Origin of the sequence: Streptomyces sp. NPDC079141, from assembly GCF_040686775.1 — a bacterium.
Lineage (GTDB): Bacteria > Actinomycetota > Actinomycetes > Streptomycetales > Streptomycetaceae > Streptomyces.
On record NZ_JBFBLP010000003.1, the window covers coordinates 791,652 to 807,764 of the forward strand.

The following is a 16,113-nucleotide window of genomic DNA, read 5'->3' on the forward strand; positions in this document are numbered from 1 at the left end:
GGCCGCCGCCGGTTGTCGGTCAGACCGTCGTCAGCCGGTCCTCCACCTGGACCACGTCAGGGATCAGGGCCACCGCCTCCGTCAGCCGGGGAACCAGCCCCGCGTCGAGCGAGCCGGCCAGGGTCACCGTGCCGTTGTGGACCTCCACCCGGACGCGCGCCGGGTCGATGCCCAACTCCTCCCGCACCACGTGCTCGACGATCTCGGTCCGGATGGCCGCGTCGTCCCGGACGAGAGCCTGCAACAACTCGCTGCGGCTGACGACGCCCACGAGTCTGCCGTGGTGATCGGTCACGAAGATCTGCCGGACCCTGGACTTCGAGGCCGTGTACGCCGCGTCCACCACGGCGGTCCACGGGTGGACGGTGAGCGCCGGTGCCGACATCAGCGTGGCCGCCGTACCGCCCGCGTCCACGGCACGCTGCCGACGCCCGTGCCGCTTGGAGAAGAGGCCGGAACGGTTGTCCCGGGCGGCGAGCGAGGCGGCCCGGGCGAGCAGATCGGACTCCGCGACGACCCCGACGACCCGCTGCGCGTCATCCACCACCGGCACCGCTCCGGTCTGCCGACGGGCCAGCATCCGGGCGATCTCCAGGAACGGCGTGTCGGGGGAGAGCCCGGCGACGGACCGCTTCATGACGTCCCGCACCCGCAGTTCGGAGGACCTGGCCGTCCGAAGGGCGGTGTGCGAGGCTGCGCCGTGCTCATGCGCGTCACCCTCGGCACCGGTCGGCTGCTCCGCCGCTTCCCGTGCCGAATGGGAGGCCATGGCCTGGAGGTAACGCACCATCAGATTCTGCCGGAACTCCTCGGCCGGCTTCCGGGCATAGGCCGGCACCGCACGGCGTGCCTCCGTCGCCGACGTGGCGGCTTCCCGCGCGACTCGGTCGTCCATGACAACCTCCCACGGTGGACGCGGACAGGGTCCTACGTTCACCATCGCGCCGACGCGCCCACCGGCACAGGGCCGCCCGGCCCCTTCCGCAGGTCAGATCGGCCCCTGTAGGGCCGGCGGCCCGCCGCATAGCGTGAAAGGAGACCACGACGGACACACACGGACACGCACGACGGACACGCACGACGGACGGACGCCGCAGTCGGCCCAGGAGGCCCACATGCCCGGGTTCCGCGAGTTCCTCACGCGCTTCCGGCCGGCCGGTTCACCCGGCCCGGCCGTCGGCGGGGCCGTCCCCGCCGACCGCTCGGCCGAACTCGCGGCCGAGCTGGCGCCTCCGCTCACCGCCCTCGACGACACGGCGGCACAGGCGGAGAGCATCCGCCGCGCCGCCGTCGACGAGGCCGCCGAGCGCCGCCGTACCGCCGCTGAGCGGGCCGAACGGACCATGCGGACGGCACGCGCGCGTGCCCTGGAGGTCAGGCACGAGACCGCGGCCGGGCTCAGGGCCGAGGCCGTGGCCGAGGCGGCACGCACCGAGGCCGACGCCCGGGCCGCCGTACAGGACCTGCGCGCGCGGGCCCGTTCGCGTACCCCGGAGCTGGCCGCGCGGCTGGTGGACCGGGTGGGCCGGGAACTCGGCGCAGTCGGAGGAGCCTCACCGGCCGGACCGCATCGGGAGGCGCCATGGGCGCGGGATGGGTCGCCGGAGTGACCCGGGCCAAGGCCATGGCGGCCGGCCGGGCCGGGCCCGACACGGCCCGACGCCTGGCGGCGGCACCGGGCCTGCCCGAGGCCGTGCGCGCCCTGGCGGGCACTCCGTACAGGCGTGGGCTCGACACGCAGGCCGGGCCCGCCGAGGCCCAACGGGCCGTCTCCGACGCCCTGGTGTGGCATCTGCGGGTGCTCGCCGGCTGGCAGCCCCGGCCCGGAGCCGTCGCCGTACGGCTGCTCGCCTCCGGGTTCGAGATCGAGAACACCCGTGACCTGCTGCGTTCCCTGACGGAGGACCGGCCGCCCGCGCCGTACCGGCTGGGTGCCCTGTCGACCGCCTGGCCCCGCCTTTCCCGGGCCACCGGCGCGGCCGACGTACGGGCCGTGCTCGCCACGTCCGTGTGGGGTGACCCCGGTGCCGACACCCGCGGCGCATTGATCACCGGCATGCGGTTGTCGGCGGCCGCCCGCACCGCGGCACATGTGCCGCCCGCGGCGCGCTGGGCGGCGGGGGAGGCCGCGCTGCTGGTGGCCCGCGAGGTCCATCTGACCGGCGGCCGGCTGACCCCCCAGGCCGCGCGGGACGCCGCACGGCTGCTCAGTACGGCCGCCGTGCGGGCGGCGTCCTTCGCGGACTACCGCGCCCGTCTGGCGCCTGCGGCCCGCTGGGCGCTGGAGGGGGTCGAGCGGCCGGAGGACCTGTGGCGCGCGGAGGCCCGCTGGTGGCCGACGGTCGACCAGGACGGGCAGTCCCTGCTGACCGGGGCCCGCTTCGGGCTGCCCAGCGTCGTCGGCGCGGTCGCGGTGCTGAGCGTCGACGCCTGGCGGGTGCGCGCCGGTCTGGGCTGTGCCGCACACGACGGCCGGGCACGGGAGGCCTTCGATGAACTCCTGGGCTGACACCCTGGCACCGGCCCGTATGCAGCGGGTCGCCGTCGTCGCCCCGCGCGACGCGCTCAGGGACACCCTGGTACGGGTCGCCGACGCGGGCTGTGTGGAACTGGACCGCCCCGACGGCACCGGCCACGGCACGCTCGGACCGGCCGCCAGGCAGCTCCAGTCGCTGGGCTCCGTCTCCGCCGGCCCCCTGCTGTCCGCCACGGAGCCCGACCTCGACATACTCCGCCAGGAGGGCCGGGCCGATCTCCTGGCCGGCGAGGCACAACTGGAGACGTACCGGGAGGCGGCGGTACGCCACGGGGCCGTGGCCGCGCTCGCCGGCTGGTGCCCCAGGACCGACGTGGCAGCGCTGCGCGGCCGCCTGAGGGACGTCGGAGCCGCGCTCGTGCCGCTGCGGGCACCGCGCGGCACCGACCCGCCGACCCGCCTGTACGACACCGGCACGGTACGGCGCTCCCTGGTGCCGCTGGTGCGCACCTACGGCACCGTCCCGTACGCAGACGTGGACCCCTCCGTGCCCGCCGGCATCGCCTACGTCGTCATGTTCGGGATGATGTTCGGCGACGCGGGCCACGGCATCCTGCTCCTCCTCGGGGCACTGCTGCTGCGCTCCGGCCGTCCGGCGCGCCTGGCGCACCTGCGCCATCTGTGGCCGTTCCTGGCCGGTGCGGGCGCGGCGAGCACGCTGGCCGGCGTCGCCTACGGGGAGTTCTTCGGACCCACCGGTGTGCTGCCGGTTCTCTGGCTGAGCCCCTTGGACGAGCCCATGCGGCTGCTGGGCAGCGCGATCGCCCTCGGCGCGGTCCTGCTCGCCGCGGCCTACGCGGCGGGCATCGTCAACCGCTGGCGCGAGGGCGGTCCGGGGCGGGCGCTGTACGCGGCGTCCGGCATCGCCGGGGCCGCGGTCTTCCTCGGCCTCGCTGTGCTCGTGGCCGGCATCGCCCTGCACACGCCGGTGGTGACCGCGGCCGGTGCGCTCGTCGCACTCGGCGGACTGGCGCTGGTCGCCACCGGGCTGTTCGCGGCGTCCGGGGGCGGCGCCTCGGGCACGCTGCAGACCGGTGTGCAGCTCTTCGACGTGCTGGTCCGGATCGGCTCGAACACCGTCTCCTTCACGCGTCTGGCCGCGTTCGGACTCACCCACGCGGCGCTGGGCGACATCGTCTGGCAGGGCACCACCGCCCTGGCCGGAGCCGGGCCGGCCGGGCTGCTCCCCGCGCTGCTGGTCTTCGTCCTCGGCAACGCGCTGGCCTTCGCCCTTGAGGCGCTGGTGGCCGGGGTACAGGCGCTGCGGCTTGAGTTCTACGAGCTCTTCTCCCGGGTCTTCGACGCCGAAGGGCGGCCGTTCAACCCCTGGCACGTGCCCACACAGATCCCTCTCGACAGTGTGCTGACAACCCACAGCACGGAGGTGACATCATGATCGCCTGGCTCATTGCGCTACCGCTGCTGATCGCCGGCTTCGCCGCCACCCACCGGCTGCTGCGCCGCCGGAGCCGGGCCGTGCTGCGGTCGGTCCTGGCCGCGGACGCGGCCCTGTTCGCGGGCGCCCTCGCGCTCCTGATCGTCGCGCTGAGCGGCGGCTCCGCGTCCGCGGACGCGGCCACCGCGGCAGCGGAGAGCTCCGGGTCCGACACGGCGGCCCTCATCGGCGCCGCCATCGCGGTCGCCGGAGCCTCCATCGGCGCGGCGATCGCCGTCGCCTACACCGGTGCCGCGGCGCTGGCCGCACTCAGCGAACGGCCCGAGCTCTTCGGCCGGGCCATGGTCATCGTCGGCCTCGCCGAAGGCATCGCCATCTACGGCCTGGTCGTCGCCATCATCCTCATCGGGAAGACCTAGCCATGGCGCGCATCGCGGCGATCGGCGAACGGCCCCGCGTCATCGGGCTCGCGACGGCCGGCGTCATGGTGTTCCCCGCGCCGGACCCGCGGGCGGTCCGCGCCGCCTGGGACCGGCTCCCGGCGGACGTCGGCCTGGTCGTCGTCACACCGGCGGCGGCCGACGCGCTCGGCCCGCAGGCGCTCGACGGGCAGGAACCGCTGCTGGCGGTGATGCCGACGTGAGGACCTCACCGATCGAACTCGAACCCGTGCGGGCCCGGCTGCTGCGGGACGCCGAGGCCGACGCCCAGGCACTGCTGGCCGCCGCCGACGAGGACGCCGCCACCGTGCTCCGGCAGGCCGAGACCCAGGCCGCCGAACTCCTCGCCGAGGCCCGCAGGCATGGCGCCGCCGACGCCGAGGCCGTACACCGTGCCACGCGCGCCCGTGCGCGCCGGGCGGCCCGGGCCCGTGAACTCGCCGCCCGCCGGGAGTGCTGGGAGGAACTGCGCCGGCAGGTCGTGCACGGCGTCGAGGCCCTGCGCGGCGCCGACGCCTACCCGGACCTGGAGGCGCGGCTGACCGCGCACGCACGGCAGCTGCTCGGAGCCGACGCCCGGATCACCGCCGTACCCGGCGGAGGCGTGCGGGGCGAGGCGGCCGGCCGCCGGGTCGACCTCAGCCTCGCCTCGTTCGCCCTCAGGGCCCTGGACGGCGTCGGCTCGGAGGTGGAGGAACTGTGGGCACCCTGACGCACACCCCGACCGGCCCCGGCCGCATCCGGCGGGTCGCCGGCCCGCTCGTCGAGGCCGCACACGTGGACGGCGCCGCCATGTACGACCTGGTCGCGCTCGGCACGGCCGGGCTGCCCGGGGAGATCGTCGCGATCCGGGACAGCGTCGTCACCGTCCAGGCGTACGAGTACACCGGCGGTCTGGCACCGGGCATGCCGGTCCGCCCCCTGGGCAGCCCACTGTCCGCGACCCTCGGCCCCGGCCTGCTGGGGGGCATCTACGACGGTCTGCTGCGTCCGCTGTCCGCCGCCGGCGTGTGGCTGTCGCCCGGCGCCCTGGCCGGTCGGCCCCAGGAGCAGCGGCCCACCTGGGAGTTCGCACCTCGGGTCGCGGAAGGGGACGGCGTGGCGCCGGGTGACGTCCTCGGTGAGATCCGTGACGCGGGACCGCTCCCGCTGCGGGTACTTGTACCGCCCGGCTGCGCGGGACCGGTGCAGGACATCGCCCCGCCGGGCCGCCACCGCGAGGACGCCGTCCTCGCGACCGTGGCGGGCACCCCGGTCCGGATGACCACCCACTGGCCCGTCCGCACCCCCCGCCCGGTCCGCGAGCGCCGGGACACCGTGCGGCCCCTGCACACCGGTCAGCGGGCCATCGACCTGCTCTTCCCGGTCGCCCTGGGCAGCACGGTCGCCGTGCCCGGCGGCTTCGGCACCGGCAAGACGGTCCTGCTCCAGCAGATCGCCAAATGGTGCGACGCGGACGTCATCGTCTACGTCGGCTGCGGCGAGCGCGGCAACGAGATGGCCGACGTGATCGACGAGTTCGGCGCGCTGACCGACCCGCGCACCGGCGGCCGCCTCGCCGAGCGGACCGTGATCGTCGCCAACACCTCGAACATGCCGATGATGGCCCGGGAGGCCAGCATCTACACCGGCGTCACGGTCGCCGAGTACTTCCGCGACATGGGCCTGGACGTCGTCGTCATCGCCGACTCCACGTCCCGCTGGGCCGAGGCGCTGCGGGAGTTCGCCTCCCGCACCGGCGCCCTGCCCGCCGAAGAGGGCTATCCCGCGGGCCTCGCCTCCGCCGTCGCCGCGTTCTACGAGCGCGCCGGCGCGGTCACCACCCTCGGCGGACTCAGCGGTTCCGTCACGGTGATCGGCGCGGTGTCCCCGCCCGGCGGCGACATGGCCGAACCGGTCACCGCCCACACCCAGCGCTTCGTGCGCTGCCTGTGGACCCTCGACCGCGACCTCGCCTACGCCCGGCACTACCCGGCCGTCTCCTGGGCGGAGTCGTTCTCCCGCGACGCCGAGGCGCTCGGCGCCCACCACGCGGCCACCGACGACCCGGACCTGCCCGCCCGCCGGGCCCGGGTGGCTGGTCTGCTCGCCGAGGCCGACCGGCTCGCCGACCTGGTCGACCTGCTCGGCATCACCGCCCTGCCCGACCAGGAACGCATCAGCGTCCTCGGCGGACGGCTCGTGCGCGAAGGCGTGCTCCAGCAGAGCGCCCTGTCCGATCGGGACGCCTACAGCGGAACGGAGAAGACGGCAGCGCTGGCCGAGGCGGTGCTGGCGGTCGTCGACCGGTGCCGCGAACTGGCCGACGCGGGCGTGCCGGCGGCCCGCATCGAGGAGGCGGACTTCTCGCCCGTGCTGCGCGCCCGCGAGGAGGCGGGCCCGCACGACGCGGCGACGGTGGAGGCGCTGCGCGAGACCGTGCTCGCCCGACTCCGGGAGATGTCATGAACACAGGCGTGGAGTACACCTCGGTGCGGGAACTGCGCGGCCCCCTGGCGGTCGTCGACAAGGTCGAGGGCGTCGGCTGGGACGAGTTCGTCCGGCTCACCCCCGACACCGGCGAACCGCGCCACGGACTCGTCCTGGAGGTCGACCGCGACACGGCCGTGGTGCAGGTCCTGGAGGACACCGCCGGCCTGGACCCGGCCCGCCTGCGTGCTGCCTTCACCGGCACGCCCCTGCGCATCCCCGTCGGGCCGGGCTGGCTGGGCCGGGTGTGCAACGGGCGCGGCGAACCCCTCGACGGCGGGCCGCCCGTCTTCGGCGCGGCCACCTCGGCGGTCGGCGGCAACCCCGTCAACCCGGTGCGCCGCGAACCCCCCGCCGAGCCGGTCCTCACGGGCGTCAGCGCCGTCGACGCCCTCACCACCCTCGTACGCGGCCAGAAGCTGCCCGTGTTCTCCGCGGCGGGCCTGCCGCACCTGGAACTCGCCGCGCAGATCGCCGCCCAGTCCACGGCCGGCGGACAGCCGTTCTGCGTGGTCTTCGCCGCGATGGGCGTGACCCACGCCGATGCCGCGTTCGTGCGCGACGCGCTGGAGGAACGCTCCGCGGCCGGGGAGCTGGTGCTGCTGCTCAACACCGCCGAGGACCCCGTGATCGAGCGCATCCTGACCCCGCGCATCGCCCTCACCGTCGCCGAGCGGCTCGCCTTCGCCGAGGGCCGGCACGTGCTCGTGGTGATGACCGACATGACGAGCTACGCCGAGGCGCTGCGCGAGGTCTCCGCCGCCCGCGGCGAGATCCCGGCCCGCCGGGCCTACCCCGGCTACCTGTACAGCGATCTGGCGTCCCTGTACGAGCGCTGCGGCCGCATCCGCGGCCTGCCGGGGTCCGTGACCGTGCTGCCGGTGCTCACCATGCCCGCGGGGGACATCACACACCCCGTGCCGGACCTCACCGGATACATCACGGAAGGGCAGATCGTGCTCTCCCGCCGGACGCACGCCCAGGGCGTCTATCCGCCCATCGACGCGCTGTCCTCGCTGTCCCGCCTGATGCGCAAGGGCGCGGGCCCCGGCCGCACCCGCGAGGACCACCTCGACGTCGCGGCCCAGCTGCTCTCCGCGCTGGCCCGCGCCCGCCAGGTCGGAGAACTCGCCGACCTCGTCGGCCGGGCGGCGCTCAGCCCCGCCGACCGCGGCTATCTGGACTTCGAGGAGGCGTTCAGCCGCGGACTGGTGGACCAGCGGCGCGACGAGGTGCGCACGCTCGAACAGACGCTGGAGCGGGCCTGGCAGGTGCTGCTCACCCTGCCGCGCAGCCAACTGTCCATGCTGCCCACCCGGTTCCTCGACGCCCATCCGTCGCCGGACGGCAGGTGATCCCATGGCAGAGCTCCGGGTGCCGCCCGGCCGGGCCGGACGGATGCGACTGCGCCGCAGTCTCGACGTGGCCCGCCGCGGTGCCGACCTGCTCGACCAGAAGCTGGCCGTCCTGCGCCTGCGCCACGAGGAACTCCTGCGGGCCGAGGCCACCGCCCGCGAACACTGGCACGAGCGGCTGCGCGAGGCCGAGACCTGGCTGCGGCGCGGGCTGCTGCTCGGCGGCGAGGACGCCCTGGACACACCGGACCTCGCCCGTCCGGCCGAGCTGGACATCGAGTGGACGGCCACGATGGGCGTACGGCACCCCGGCGCCGCCTCCTGCCGGGTGCCGGGACGGGAGCCGGGCGATCCGGCCCCGGCGAACACCGCCCTGGTCCACGCCGAGGCCGCCTACGCCGGCGCCGTGCGCGCCGCCGCCGAGTACGCCGCCGCCCGGGCCGCGGCCCGCGCCGTCGGCGACGAGGTCCTGCGCACCCGGCAGCGGGTGCGGGCGCTGCGCCGCCACTGGGTACCCCGCCTGGAGACGGCCCTGGCCCGTGCCGACGCGGCCCTGGAGCAGGGCGAGCACGAGGACGCGGTGCGCAGGAGGTGGGCCGCCGGGACGCACGACTGACGGCTGAGGGCGCCCGTCAGAACTTGCCCATGTGCTCCACCGTGCGGTGCCCCAGCTGCCGCGCGAAACTCTCGCAGAAGTCGACGGAGAGCGGCGGCCAGCCCCAGAAGTCGAACGCGAGGGCGCCCACCGCGAAGCTCGAATCCCACTGCCACTCGGTGACCGGGACCGAGACACCGCAGCTGGGGCAGGCGGCACTGCCCTCACCCGCCTCCTTCCAGGCGGCGATGCCGTCCCTGAACGGCTTCCAGACCTCGTCGTCCACCTCGAACTGCTCGGGGTAGTCGATGAACACCGTCCTGGCCTCGCACCGCGGGCAGACGGCGTACTCCGCCTCGTCGGCTCCCTGGCCGCCGACGTGGTAGTCGCGCCCGACGACGACGGCGACCGGGCCCGGCAGCCAGCCCGGGTCCGATGCGTCGGCGACGGCCCGTGCCCAGTCGGGCCCCGGCACATGGCCCTCGTCCACGGTCAGGCTGTACACCCCGTCACCGGACAGCTCACGCGTGATCAGGCCCTCGCCCACCATCCAGGCGACCATCCGCTCCGCGACCGCCCCGGCCTCCTCGCCGGTCACCTCGACGTCGATGATCCGCTCGTAGAAGTCACCCATCGGCTCCACCTCACATCGATCAGTCCCCAGACGTCAGCCGAACCAGACGACCAGCCGTACGTTCTCGTCCCCGTGCTCGGCGGCGAGATCCCGCATCGCCTGCCAGACCCTGTCCCAGGGCGCCTGGTCCGGGGGCGCGAGCATCCGCGCGGTGAGGATCACCGGGCGGTACACGGCGCCGTCCAGGTGGACCTCACCGCCCTGCGGCCATTCCCACGGGCTGAAAATGTCCTCGCCGAACGCGTCGGCCGTGGCCTGCTCCAGTCCGGGCGTGGCCGAGGCCCAGACGATGCCCTGCCGGACGAGTTCGCCGTCGTCGGCGGGCCGCCACACGCCCGCCCAGTTCCAGGCAGGCTCGTCGGCGAGCGGGGCGTCCCAGTCGACCGCGGCGACCTCCGCCCAGGTGGCATGGGTGTGGCTGTGCTGGTAGTCCCCGACTCCGGTCTCCCGCACCGGATCCGAGGTGTCGCCCGGAATCCCGCGGTCGGCGAAGAGGGGACGCTCCACGCCCCCCGTCCCGCCGAAGTCGAACAGACACCCCCACGCCTCGCGGTCCCGCCCCAGCCGGAGATCCAGAAGGTCGACCTCCATCTCCCAACGCCCGTCGGCCGAGCGGCACTCGATCACGCCGTCGATGTCTGCACCCATGAGCGTCGATGCTAAGCCGGGCACAGGCAGGCAAGCGACGGAATTCGCCGCCCTGACCGGCTAGGGCCCGGCCCCCGCGGGCGTGCGCGCGAGGTGGACGGTGAACCAGTCGCGGGCCAGTTCGGCGACCGTGGACAGGGCGCCCGGCTCCTCGAAGAGATGGGTGGCGCCGGGGACGACGGCGAGCCGGTGCGGGCAGTGCAGCCGGTCGGCGGCGAGCCGGTTGAGGCTGAGCACCCGCGTGTCGCGGGAACCCACGACGAGCAGGGTCGGGGCCCGCACCCGGGCCAGGGCGGCGGGGGCGGCGAGGTCGGGACGGCCGCCCCGGGACACGACCGCCCGGACGTCCGCGCCCGGGACGGCAGCCGCCTCCAGCGCGGCGGCCGCGCCGGTGCTCGCCCCGAAGTACCCGACGGGCAGGCCCGCTTCCCGGCCCACCCAGAGCGCCGCGGCGTGCAGGCGCCCGGCGAGCAGGCCGATGTCGAAGACGTTCGTCCGGTCGGTCTCCTCGGCCTCGGTGAGCAGATCGAGCAGCAGCGTGCCGAGACCGGCCCGGTTGAGGACGTCGGCGACACGGCGGTTGCGCGGACTGTGCCGGCTGCTGCCGCTGCCGTGTGCGAACACGACCACGGCCGGGGCCACTTCGGGCAGCACGAGCCGAGCGGTCAGCCGGACGTGCCCGGCGGACACGGCGACATCCTCGTTGCGGGGCACGGCCCTCGGTGCCCGCGCGGCGTCGACGGACCGGGCCAGGAGCGCGGTCACCTCCGCGTCGCCGACCTGCTCGAAGTCGTCGTACCAGGCGCCGACCGCGCCCAGGCGGCGCACCGGCAGCAGGCAGACCACCTGGTCGGCCACCGCGCGCAGGCGGTCGACGGTGTTCTGCGGGCCGACCGGGACGGCGAGGACGACCCGGGCCGCGCCCCGCCCCCGCACGATCCGGCAGGCGGCCGCAGCGGTCGCGCCGGTGGCCAGACCGTCGTCCACGACCAGCGCCGTACGGCCGGTCAGCGGGACCGGCTCGCGGCCGGGGCGGTAGCGGCGTACGCGTCGGTCGAGTTCGGCCCGCTCGGCCTCTTCGACGGCGGCCTGTTCGGCGGGGGTCGGCCGGGCGTCGTCGAGCACGTCGTCGTTGAGGACGCGCACCCCGTCCTCCCCGACGGCGCCGAAGCCCAGCTCCGGCTGCCAGGGCACCCCCAGCTTGCGCACCACGAGCACGTCCAGAGGGGCGCCGAGCTCGCGGGCCACCTCGTGGGCGACGGGCACTCCGCCCCGCGGCAGGCCCAGGACCACCACGTCCCGCCCGCGCAGGTGTTCCAGGCGCCGGGCCAGCCGGCGCCCCGCGTCCGCACGGTTCTCGAAGCGCATGGGCCACCTCCTCATGCGCGCGCCGTGCCGCCGCGACGGCGGCGCGTCTCTCCTTCCATTGCACCGCGTCCCGGAGCGGCGCGGCAGGGTCGTCCGGCACCGGCCGGTGGGGGTGCGCCGCGCGCGGTGCAGGCTGTTCAGGCCCGCGAGCGGGGCCCTTCGGCCCATGGCAGGGCCGTCCCGGGCCAGCACCCTGAAGGGGCGACGGAGAGCGTCCGGCGGAAGGCGGCACGCAAAGGCGGGAAGGACCCATCCGCTTCTCGCGGATCCTGATTGCGCGGTGCGCGGCCCGAAGCCGCTTCTCCGCGTCTGGTACGGGGTCCTTCCCGTCACTTCAAGCACACCACACGGACTGTGGATCCACCAGGGCCGATGGGCCCGACCTCCGAGGAGGGCGATGTCATGACCCACGTGATCGGTGATCCCGAGGACCGCACACCGACGCGACCCCGGCCCGCCCTGCTGACCTTCCTGGGCGGCGTGGGGACGGTCACCGGCAGCAAGTTCCTGGTCGAGAGCGACCACGCGCGCGTACTCGTCGACTGCGGACTATTCCAGGGCCTGGCCGACCTGCGCAGGCGCAACTGGCGAGGGCTGCCCTGCGATGCCGAGGACATCGAGACGGTGGTCGTCACGCACGCCCACCTCGACCACTGCGGCTATCTGCCCCGGCTGGCCCGCCACGGCTTCCGCGGCCGGATCGTGACCACCGAGTACACCGCCCGGCTGATGGAGATCGTGCTGCGGGACAGCGCCAAGCTCCAACTGGAGGCGGCCCAGCACGCCAACGAGCACGGCTGGTCCAAGCACCACCCCGCGCAGCCGCTGTACGACGACTCGGACGTGGACCGCACCCTGAAGCTCCTGCAGCCCGTGCCGCCCTGCACACCGGTGGACATCGCCGTCCGGACCCGGCTCACCCTGCACCCCGCCGGACACATCCTCGGCTCGTCCTGGGCCCGCCTGACCCTGGAGGACGGCCACACCCTCGCCGTCAGCGGGGACCTCGGCCGCCCCGGGCATCCGCTGCTGCTGCCTCCGGAGCCGTTCTCCGGGGCCGACGTGCTGCTGATGGAGTCGACCTACGGCAACCGGCGGCACGAGGAGGAGGCGGGCCGGGCACACTTCGCCGACGTGGTGACCCGCACGCTCGCCCGCGGAGGGACCGTCGTCATCCCCGCGTTCGCCCTCGACCGCACCGAGGTCGTCCTGCACGAGCTCGCCGAACTCCGCCGCACCGGCCGGCTCCCGGCGGCGGTGCCGGTGTACGTGGACAGCCCGATGGCGCTCGCCGCCCTCGACGTCTACCGGGACGCCCTGCTCACCCGGGCGCCCGAACTGCGGCCCGAGATCGCGCTGGCCGGCACCGCCGCGCTGAGCCCCGAGCCGTTCCACCCGGTCCGCTCGATCCAGGAGTCCGTGGACCTCAGCCGTACGAGCGGGCCCGCGGTCATCGTCTCGGCCTCCGGCATGGCCACCGGGGGACGCGTCCTGCACCACCTGCGCCGACTGCTGCCCGACCCGCGCAACGCCGTCGTCGTGGTGGGCTTCGCCGCGCAGGGCACACGCGCCCGTGACCTCGTGGACGGCGCCAAGGTGCTCAAGATGTTCGGGGAGTACGTCCCGGTGCGCGCCCGCGTCGCCGACGTGCCGCACTTCTCGGCCCACGCCGACGCCGGACAGGTCATCGAGTGGCTGCGCGGGGCGCCGGCGCCGCACACCACCTACCTGGTGCACGGCGAGCCCGACGCGGCCGAGGCGCTGCGCGACCGCATCGACCGGACCCTGGGCTGGACGGCGGTGGTACCGCGCTCCGGGGAGCGGGTCCTCGTCCGCTGAACGCCGGCCGCTCAGTACGGCATGGGCCGCCCCGAGGGCGTGCGCAGGTCCTGGGGCTCGGGACGGCGGACGGGCCGAGGCTGCCGGGTCTCGTGAATGCGCTTCATGACCGTCGCCTCCCGGATCGCTGCCTGCGGCTCGTCCCGCGCGTACCAGCAAGCCTTGTCCTCGCCCGAGCGCGGTGCCATGAGGCCACCGACCCCCGATCGTGGGCCGAGCCGTACCGATCACCAGGGCCGACCGGCCCCCTCGGAACAGCCGACCGTTCGTTCGTACGGGCAAGGGCCGCGCCGGCCCTTCGTTCGGGCCGCATGGCTCATGCGGCGGCGGCCGTGGCGGAGAAGGCTGGAGGCGAGGAGGAAAGCCACCGACCGGAGGGGGAGAGGACCGTGGGTACGAGTCTCACACCGGAGTTCTGGGAGCGGTTCACGCTCCTGCTGTTCGCGGCGATGGGGGTGACCTTCGCCCTCGCCGCACTGTTCGACGCGCTCGCGCTGCGCCGGCAGGTCCGCCGTGCGCGCAGGACTCCGGGCACGCCGGCACGGACCCCGCAAGGGCCCGCAACGACCGTCCACCGCACGTCCGTCCACTGCTGAGGCACCGCACCCGGCCGGATCGCACGGCGAACCGGACGGCCTCCTCGTGACTCCCCGCCGTCGGCGCGGCGGGGAGCCTTCATGTCCGCGGCAGGTCCTGGGCGATCTGCGCCGCCCATGCGTCGATGGCGTCCCATTCGCGATGGTCGCCGTAGCGGCCGCCGAGCAGACGGAACCTGATACGGCCGCCGAGCGGCAGGTGGGAGGCGCGGATGACGCCGGAGAACAGCCGGTGCGACCGGTACGACAGCCCGGCCGGCAGGCTGCGGACGATCACCGGGGCCTCCATCGGGCCCATCCGCTTGAACGGCCCGCGCAGCGCCCCCGGCATGCCGACGCTGAAGATCCACACCGGCCGGGAACCGAGCAGTTCCAGGTTGTCCCGCAGGAAGTCCCGCGCCGGATCGAGCCAGCGCTGACCGTGCACGGCGCTGCCGAGGACGAACGCGTCGTACGCGTCCGCGTCGTCGACGGCGTTCAGGGGGTACACCTCGGCCTTCAGCCCCGCCCGGCCCAGGCCCGCGGCGAGTCGCTCGGCGACGCCCCGGGTGGAGCCGTGCGCGGTCGCGTATCCGACCAGTACCCGCATGACACTCACCTCGCGAGCGCGGTCCCGGCGGGGTTCTTCGCGGGGGCGGGCACCGTCACGACGGGCACCGTGGCGTGCCGCAGGCAGGCGCGGCTCACCGAGCCGACCGCCGGGAGGGCTCCCTGGTCGTGGGGCGTGCGCCCCAGCGCGAGCAGCAGGGCACCGCGCGCGTGCTGGAGCAGCACCCGCGCGGGCAGGCCCTCCGCCACGACCGCACGCACATCGGCACCGAGGCGCGGCCCGAAGGCCTCGCGGACGGTGGACGCCAGGAGCTCGGCGGCCCGCACCCGCTCCTCGGCGGCCGTCGGCCTGCCGGCCGTCGGCGCGTAGGGTGCCAGGACGGCCGTGGACGGCTGCCAGGCGTGGACGGCGACAACCGCCGCGCCCAGGGTGCGCGCCTGCTCGGCCGCCCAGCGCAGCGCGGCCACGGACGCCTCCGATCCGTCGACGCCCACCACGATCCCGTCGGCGTGTTCGGTCATGGTTTCCTCCCCTGACGGCCTCTTCCCCCAGGCTCCCGGGGACAGGGCGCGCGGGGCGTGGGCCGAGCGGTGCCGTGCCTGTGCCGTTCGGCCCCTACCACCGACTCAGTACAGCGACCCCGGCCAGCTCGTCAGGACGGCGGCGACGACGCCCACGTCCAGCAGCACGCCGAGCGTCAGCCAGGGGTTGAACCAGAGGGCCTTCAGCAGCAGCCCGGCGCACGCCGCGATCACCGCCGCGGTCGCCCAGCCGCCGCTCTGCGCGGCGGCGGCCGAGCCGGCGATGACGTAGAGCATCGCGGTGACGGCGGCCATGCCGATGGCGGCCCGGTCGACGACCCGCGCGCGGGGCACGCCCGCCGCGGCGAGCGCCCACGAGTGCCGCGGGTTGAACGGCTGCTCCGCGGTGTCGTGCGGCAGCCAGACCGCCAGATGCAGCAGTCCGTGCACGAACAGGAAGGCGGAGACCAGTGCGGTGGTCATGGCAGTGACTCCGGTTCGGCGCCGCCCTGGTCGAGCCGGAACGGCGGATACACATCGGTGAGCAGTGCGGCGTAGGCCATCGCGCGCAGCGCCCACCGGTTGAGGCCGATCACCAGGTCGAAGATGTCGCGCGGATAGCGGCCGGTGAAGGCCAGGGCGATGCCGGCGAACAGGGTGAGCAGCCCGATCAGCCCGGCCGAGAACCAGGCCACCCGGGCCCCGCCGAGCAGGAACCCCAGCACCAGGTAGTGGGGTATCGCCAGCAGCCACCACTTCACCAGGACCAGACCCCGGGACAACTCCTCGGGGTACGCGATGTCCCAGTGCGTCGGATAGTCGGGCACGTCCGCCAGCGTGAACGGCGGATAGCGGTCGGTGCCGAGCGCGCCGTACGCGTAGTACGCCACCCGCCAACTCCAGCGCATCACCCCGGTGTTGTAGTCGAACAGCGCACGCGGATAGCGGCCGGTGAACAGGATCGCGAAGAACGCCACCACGCTCACCAGGACGAACCCCACCCACAGGAAGGCGAGGACGACGAAGTGGGGCAGGGCGAGCAGCCACTTCACCAGCCACAGCCAGCGCGACAGCCCCTCGTCGAGGCGCGCGGTCAGCCGTGCGGGATAAACCGGGTGCAGTGCTTCCGTAGCCATGGATCGCTCCCTCCGGATCCGGCTCGTCGG

20 protein-coding genes are annotated in these 16,113 nt (G+C 74.9%); 11 read left to right on the top strand and 9 right to left on the bottom strand.

Annotated features, from left to right (window positions below; all coding sequences use genetic code 11):
- Positions 1–19: 19 nt before the first annotated feature.
- A complete protein-coding gene (locus AB0Q90_RS13320) occupies positions 20–895 on the bottom strand; it encodes a CBS domain-containing protein (protein WP_363161940.1) in 876 nt (291 codons plus the stop codon).
- Between the two features lie 220 nt (positions 896–1,115).
- On the opposite strand from AB0Q90_RS13320, the gene AB0Q90_RS13325 reads away from it, so the two are divergent.
- From AB0Q90_RS13325 to AB0Q90_RS13365, 9 genes are read left to right on the top strand one after another with little or no spacing between them, the layout of a single operon-like run.
- Positions 1,116–1,610, top strand: a complete 495-nt coding sequence (locus AB0Q90_RS13325) for a hypothetical protein (RefSeq protein ID WP_363161941.1) — start codon at positions 1,116–1,118, stop codon at positions 1,608–1,610.
- Positions 1,583–2,509, top strand: a complete 927-nt coding sequence (locus AB0Q90_RS13330) for a V-type ATPase subunit (protein WP_363161942.1) — start codon at positions 1,583–1,585, stop codon at positions 2,507–2,509. Before AB0Q90_RS13325 ends, AB0Q90_RS13330 begins: the two co-directional genes overlap by 28 nt.
- Positions 2,493–3,932 carry a V-type ATPase 116kDa subunit family protein gene (locus tag AB0Q90_RS13335; RefSeq protein ID WP_363161943.1) on the top strand — a complete coding sequence of 480 codons (1,440 nt, stop codon included), beginning with the start codon at positions 2,493–2,495 and terminating at the stop codon, positions 3,930–3,932. The genes AB0Q90_RS13330 and AB0Q90_RS13335 overlap by 17 nt, the downstream gene beginning before the upstream one ends.
- Entirely contained in the window at positions 3,929–4,351 is a 423-nt protein-coding gene (locus AB0Q90_RS13340) for an ATP synthase subunit C (protein WP_363161944.1), read from the top strand. The genes AB0Q90_RS13335 and AB0Q90_RS13340 overlap by 4 nt, the downstream gene beginning before the upstream one ends.
- Before the next feature lie 2 nt (positions 4,352–4,353).
- The gene (locus AB0Q90_RS13345; RefSeq protein WP_363161945.1) at positions 4,354–4,575 is read left to right on the top strand and encodes a V-type ATP synthase subunit F; all 222 of its coding nucleotides are present in this window, start codon (positions 4,354–4,356) and stop codon (positions 4,573–4,575) included.
- Entirely contained in the window at positions 4,572–5,084 is a 513-nt protein-coding gene (locus AB0Q90_RS13350) for a V-type ATP synthase subunit E family protein (RefSeq protein WP_363161946.1), read from the top strand. The genes AB0Q90_RS13345 and AB0Q90_RS13350 overlap by 4 nt, the downstream gene beginning before the upstream one ends.
- On the top strand, positions 5,072–6,820 hold the full coding sequence (locus AB0Q90_RS13355) for a V-type ATP synthase subunit A (protein WP_363161947.1): 1,749 nt from the start codon (positions 5,072–5,074) through the stop codon (positions 6,818–6,820). Before AB0Q90_RS13350 ends, AB0Q90_RS13355 begins: the two co-directional genes overlap by 13 nt.
- Positions 6,817–8,196: a V-type ATP synthase subunit B gene (locus AB0Q90_RS13360; RefSeq protein WP_363161948.1), complete on the top strand. Its 1,380-nt coding sequence runs from the start codon at positions 6,817–6,819 to the stop codon at positions 8,194–8,196. The genes AB0Q90_RS13355 and AB0Q90_RS13360 overlap by 4 nt, the downstream gene beginning before the upstream one ends.
- Before the next feature lie 4 nt (positions 8,197–8,200).
- Positions 8,201–8,812: a V-type ATP synthase subunit D gene (locus AB0Q90_RS13365; protein WP_363161949.1), complete on the top strand. Its 612-nt coding sequence runs from the start codon at positions 8,201–8,203 to the stop codon at positions 8,810–8,812.
- Positions 8,813–8,828: 16 nt separating this feature from the next.
- Here AB0Q90_RS13365 and AB0Q90_RS13370 read toward each other — a convergent pair whose 3' ends face one another.
- Genes AB0Q90_RS13370 through AB0Q90_RS13380 form a run of 3 tightly spaced genes read right to left on the bottom strand, consistent with a single transcriptional unit; the run spans position 8,829 to position 11,441 of the window.
- Positions 8,829–9,425: a hypothetical protein gene (locus AB0Q90_RS13370; protein WP_363161950.1), complete on the bottom strand. Its 597-nt coding sequence runs from the start codon at positions 9,423–9,425 to the stop codon at positions 8,829–8,831.
- A 33-nt stretch (positions 9,426–9,458) separates the two neighbouring features.
- Positions 9,459–10,073 (bottom strand): hypothetical protein, encoded by a 615-nt coding sequence (locus tag AB0Q90_RS13375; protein WP_363161951.1) that lies wholly within the window; start codon positions 10,071–10,073, stop codon positions 9,459–9,461.
- Positions 10,074–10,133: 60 nt separating this feature from the next.
- A complete protein-coding gene (locus AB0Q90_RS13380) occupies positions 10,134–11,441 on the bottom strand; it encodes a phosphoribosyltransferase family protein (protein ID WP_363161952.1) in 1,308 nt (435 codons plus the stop codon).
- Positions 11,442–11,843: 402 nt separating this feature from the next.
- Here AB0Q90_RS13380 and AB0Q90_RS13385 point away from each other — a divergent pair, with 402 nt between their 5' ends.
- Positions 11,844–13,280: an MBL fold metallo-hydrolase gene (locus AB0Q90_RS13385; RefSeq protein ID WP_363161953.1), complete on the top strand. Its 1,437-nt coding sequence runs from the start codon at positions 11,844–11,846 to the stop codon at positions 13,278–13,280.
- Positions 13,281–13,291: 11 nt separating this feature from the next.
- Here the strand turns inward: AB0Q90_RS13385 and AB0Q90_RS13390 are convergent, their stop codons facing one another.
- Complete coding sequence (locus AB0Q90_RS13390) at positions 13,292–13,468, bottom strand: hypothetical protein (protein ID WP_363161954.1); 177 nt, start codon at positions 13,466–13,468, stop codon at positions 13,292–13,294.
- Between the two features lie 201 nt (positions 13,469–13,669).
- On the opposite strand from AB0Q90_RS13390, the gene AB0Q90_RS13395 reads away from it, so the two are divergent.
- Positions 13,670–13,876: a hypothetical protein gene (locus AB0Q90_RS13395; protein WP_363161955.1), complete on the top strand. Its 207-nt coding sequence runs from the start codon at positions 13,670–13,672 to the stop codon at positions 13,874–13,876.
- 79 nt (positions 13,877–13,955) lie between these two features.
- Here the strand turns inward: AB0Q90_RS13395 and AB0Q90_RS13400 are convergent, their stop codons facing one another.
- The 4 genes from AB0Q90_RS13400 to AB0Q90_RS13415 form a co-directional block, all read right to left on the bottom strand.
- Positions 13,956–14,465: a flavodoxin domain-containing protein gene (locus tag AB0Q90_RS13400; protein WP_363161956.1), complete on the bottom strand. Its 510-nt coding sequence runs from the start codon at positions 14,463–14,465 to the stop codon at positions 13,956–13,958.
- 5 nt (positions 14,466–14,470) lie between these two features.
- The gene (locus tag AB0Q90_RS13405; protein ID WP_363161957.1) at positions 14,471–14,947 is read right to left on the bottom strand and encodes a universal stress protein; all 477 of its coding nucleotides are present in this window, start codon (positions 14,945–14,947) and stop codon (positions 14,471–14,473) included.
- A 105-nt stretch (positions 14,948–15,052) separates the two neighbouring features.
- Positions 15,053–15,430: a hypothetical protein gene (locus AB0Q90_RS13410; protein ID WP_363161958.1), complete on the bottom strand. Its 378-nt coding sequence runs from the start codon at positions 15,428–15,430 to the stop codon at positions 15,053–15,055.
- Positions 15,427–16,083, bottom strand: coding sequence for a DUF4389 domain-containing protein (locus AB0Q90_RS13415; protein ID WP_363161959.1), 657 nt, complete (start codon positions 16,081–16,083; stop codon positions 15,427–15,429). Before AB0Q90_RS13415 ends, AB0Q90_RS13410 begins: the two co-directional genes overlap by 4 nt.
- Positions 16,084–16,113: the final 30 nt, after the last annotated feature.

Bases quoted from the DNA above. Each gene is read 5' to 3' on its own strand.
- AB0Q90_RS13380 (WP_363161952.1), bottom strand. From the start codon at position 11,441: ATGCGCTTCGAGAACCGTGCGGACGCGGGGCGCCGGCTGGCCCGGCGC.
- AB0Q90_RS13325 (WP_363161941.1), top strand. From the start codon at position 1,116: ATGCCCGGGTTCCGCGAGTTCCTCACGCGCTTCCGGCCGGCCGGTTCA.
- AB0Q90_RS13390 (WP_363161954.1), bottom strand. From the start codon at position 13,468: ATGGCACCGCGCTCGGGCGAGGACAAGGCTTGCTGGTACGCGCGGGAC.
- AB0Q90_RS13410 (WP_363161958.1), bottom strand. From the start codon at position 15,430: ATGACCACCGCACTGGTCTCCGCCTTCCTGTTCGTGCACGGACTGCTG.
- AB0Q90_RS13320 (WP_363161940.1), bottom strand. From the start codon at position 895: ATGGACGACCGAGTCGCGCGGGAAGCCGCCACGTCGGCGACGGAGGCA.
- AB0Q90_RS13385 (WP_363161953.1), top strand. From the start codon at position 11,844: ATGACCCACGTGATCGGTGATCCCGAGGACCGCACACCGACGCGACCC.
- AB0Q90_RS13405 (WP_363161957.1), bottom strand. From the start codon at position 14,947: ATGACCGAACACGCCGACGGGATCGTGGTGGGCGTCGACGGATCGGAG.
- AB0Q90_RS13415 (WP_363161959.1), bottom strand. From the start codon at position 16,083: ATGGCTACGGAAGCACTGCACCCGGTTTATCCCGCACGGCTGACCGCG.
- AB0Q90_RS13340 (WP_363161944.1), top strand. From the start codon at position 3,929: ATGATCGCCTGGCTCATTGCGCTACCGCTGCTGATCGCCGGCTTCGCC.
- AB0Q90_RS13370 (WP_363161950.1), bottom strand. From the start codon at position 9,425: ATGGGTGACTTCTACGAGCGGATCATCGACGTCGAGGTGACCGGCGAG.
- AB0Q90_RS13400 (WP_363161956.1), bottom strand. From the start codon at position 14,465: ATGCGGGTACTGGTCGGATACGCGACCGCGCACGGCTCCACCCGGGGC.
- AB0Q90_RS13375 (WP_363161951.1), bottom strand. From the start codon at position 10,073: ATGGGTGCAGACATCGACGGCGTGATCGAGTGCCGCTCGGCCGACGGG.
- AB0Q90_RS13365 (WP_363161949.1), top strand. From the start codon at position 8,201: ATGGCAGAGCTCCGGGTGCCGCCCGGCCGGGCCGGACGGATGCGACTG.
- AB0Q90_RS13345 (WP_363161945.1), top strand. From the start codon at position 4,354: ATGGCGCGCATCGCGGCGATCGGCGAACGGCCCCGCGTCATCGGGCTC.
- AB0Q90_RS13330 (WP_363161942.1), top strand. From the start codon at position 1,583: ATGGGCGCGGGATGGGTCGCCGGAGTGACCCGGGCCAAGGCCATGGCG.
- AB0Q90_RS13335 (WP_363161943.1), top strand. From the start codon at position 2,493: ATGAACTCCTGGGCTGACACCCTGGCACCGGCCCGTATGCAGCGGGTC.
- AB0Q90_RS13360 (WP_363161948.1), top strand. From the start codon at position 6,817: ATGAACACAGGCGTGGAGTACACCTCGGTGCGGGAACTGCGCGGCCCC.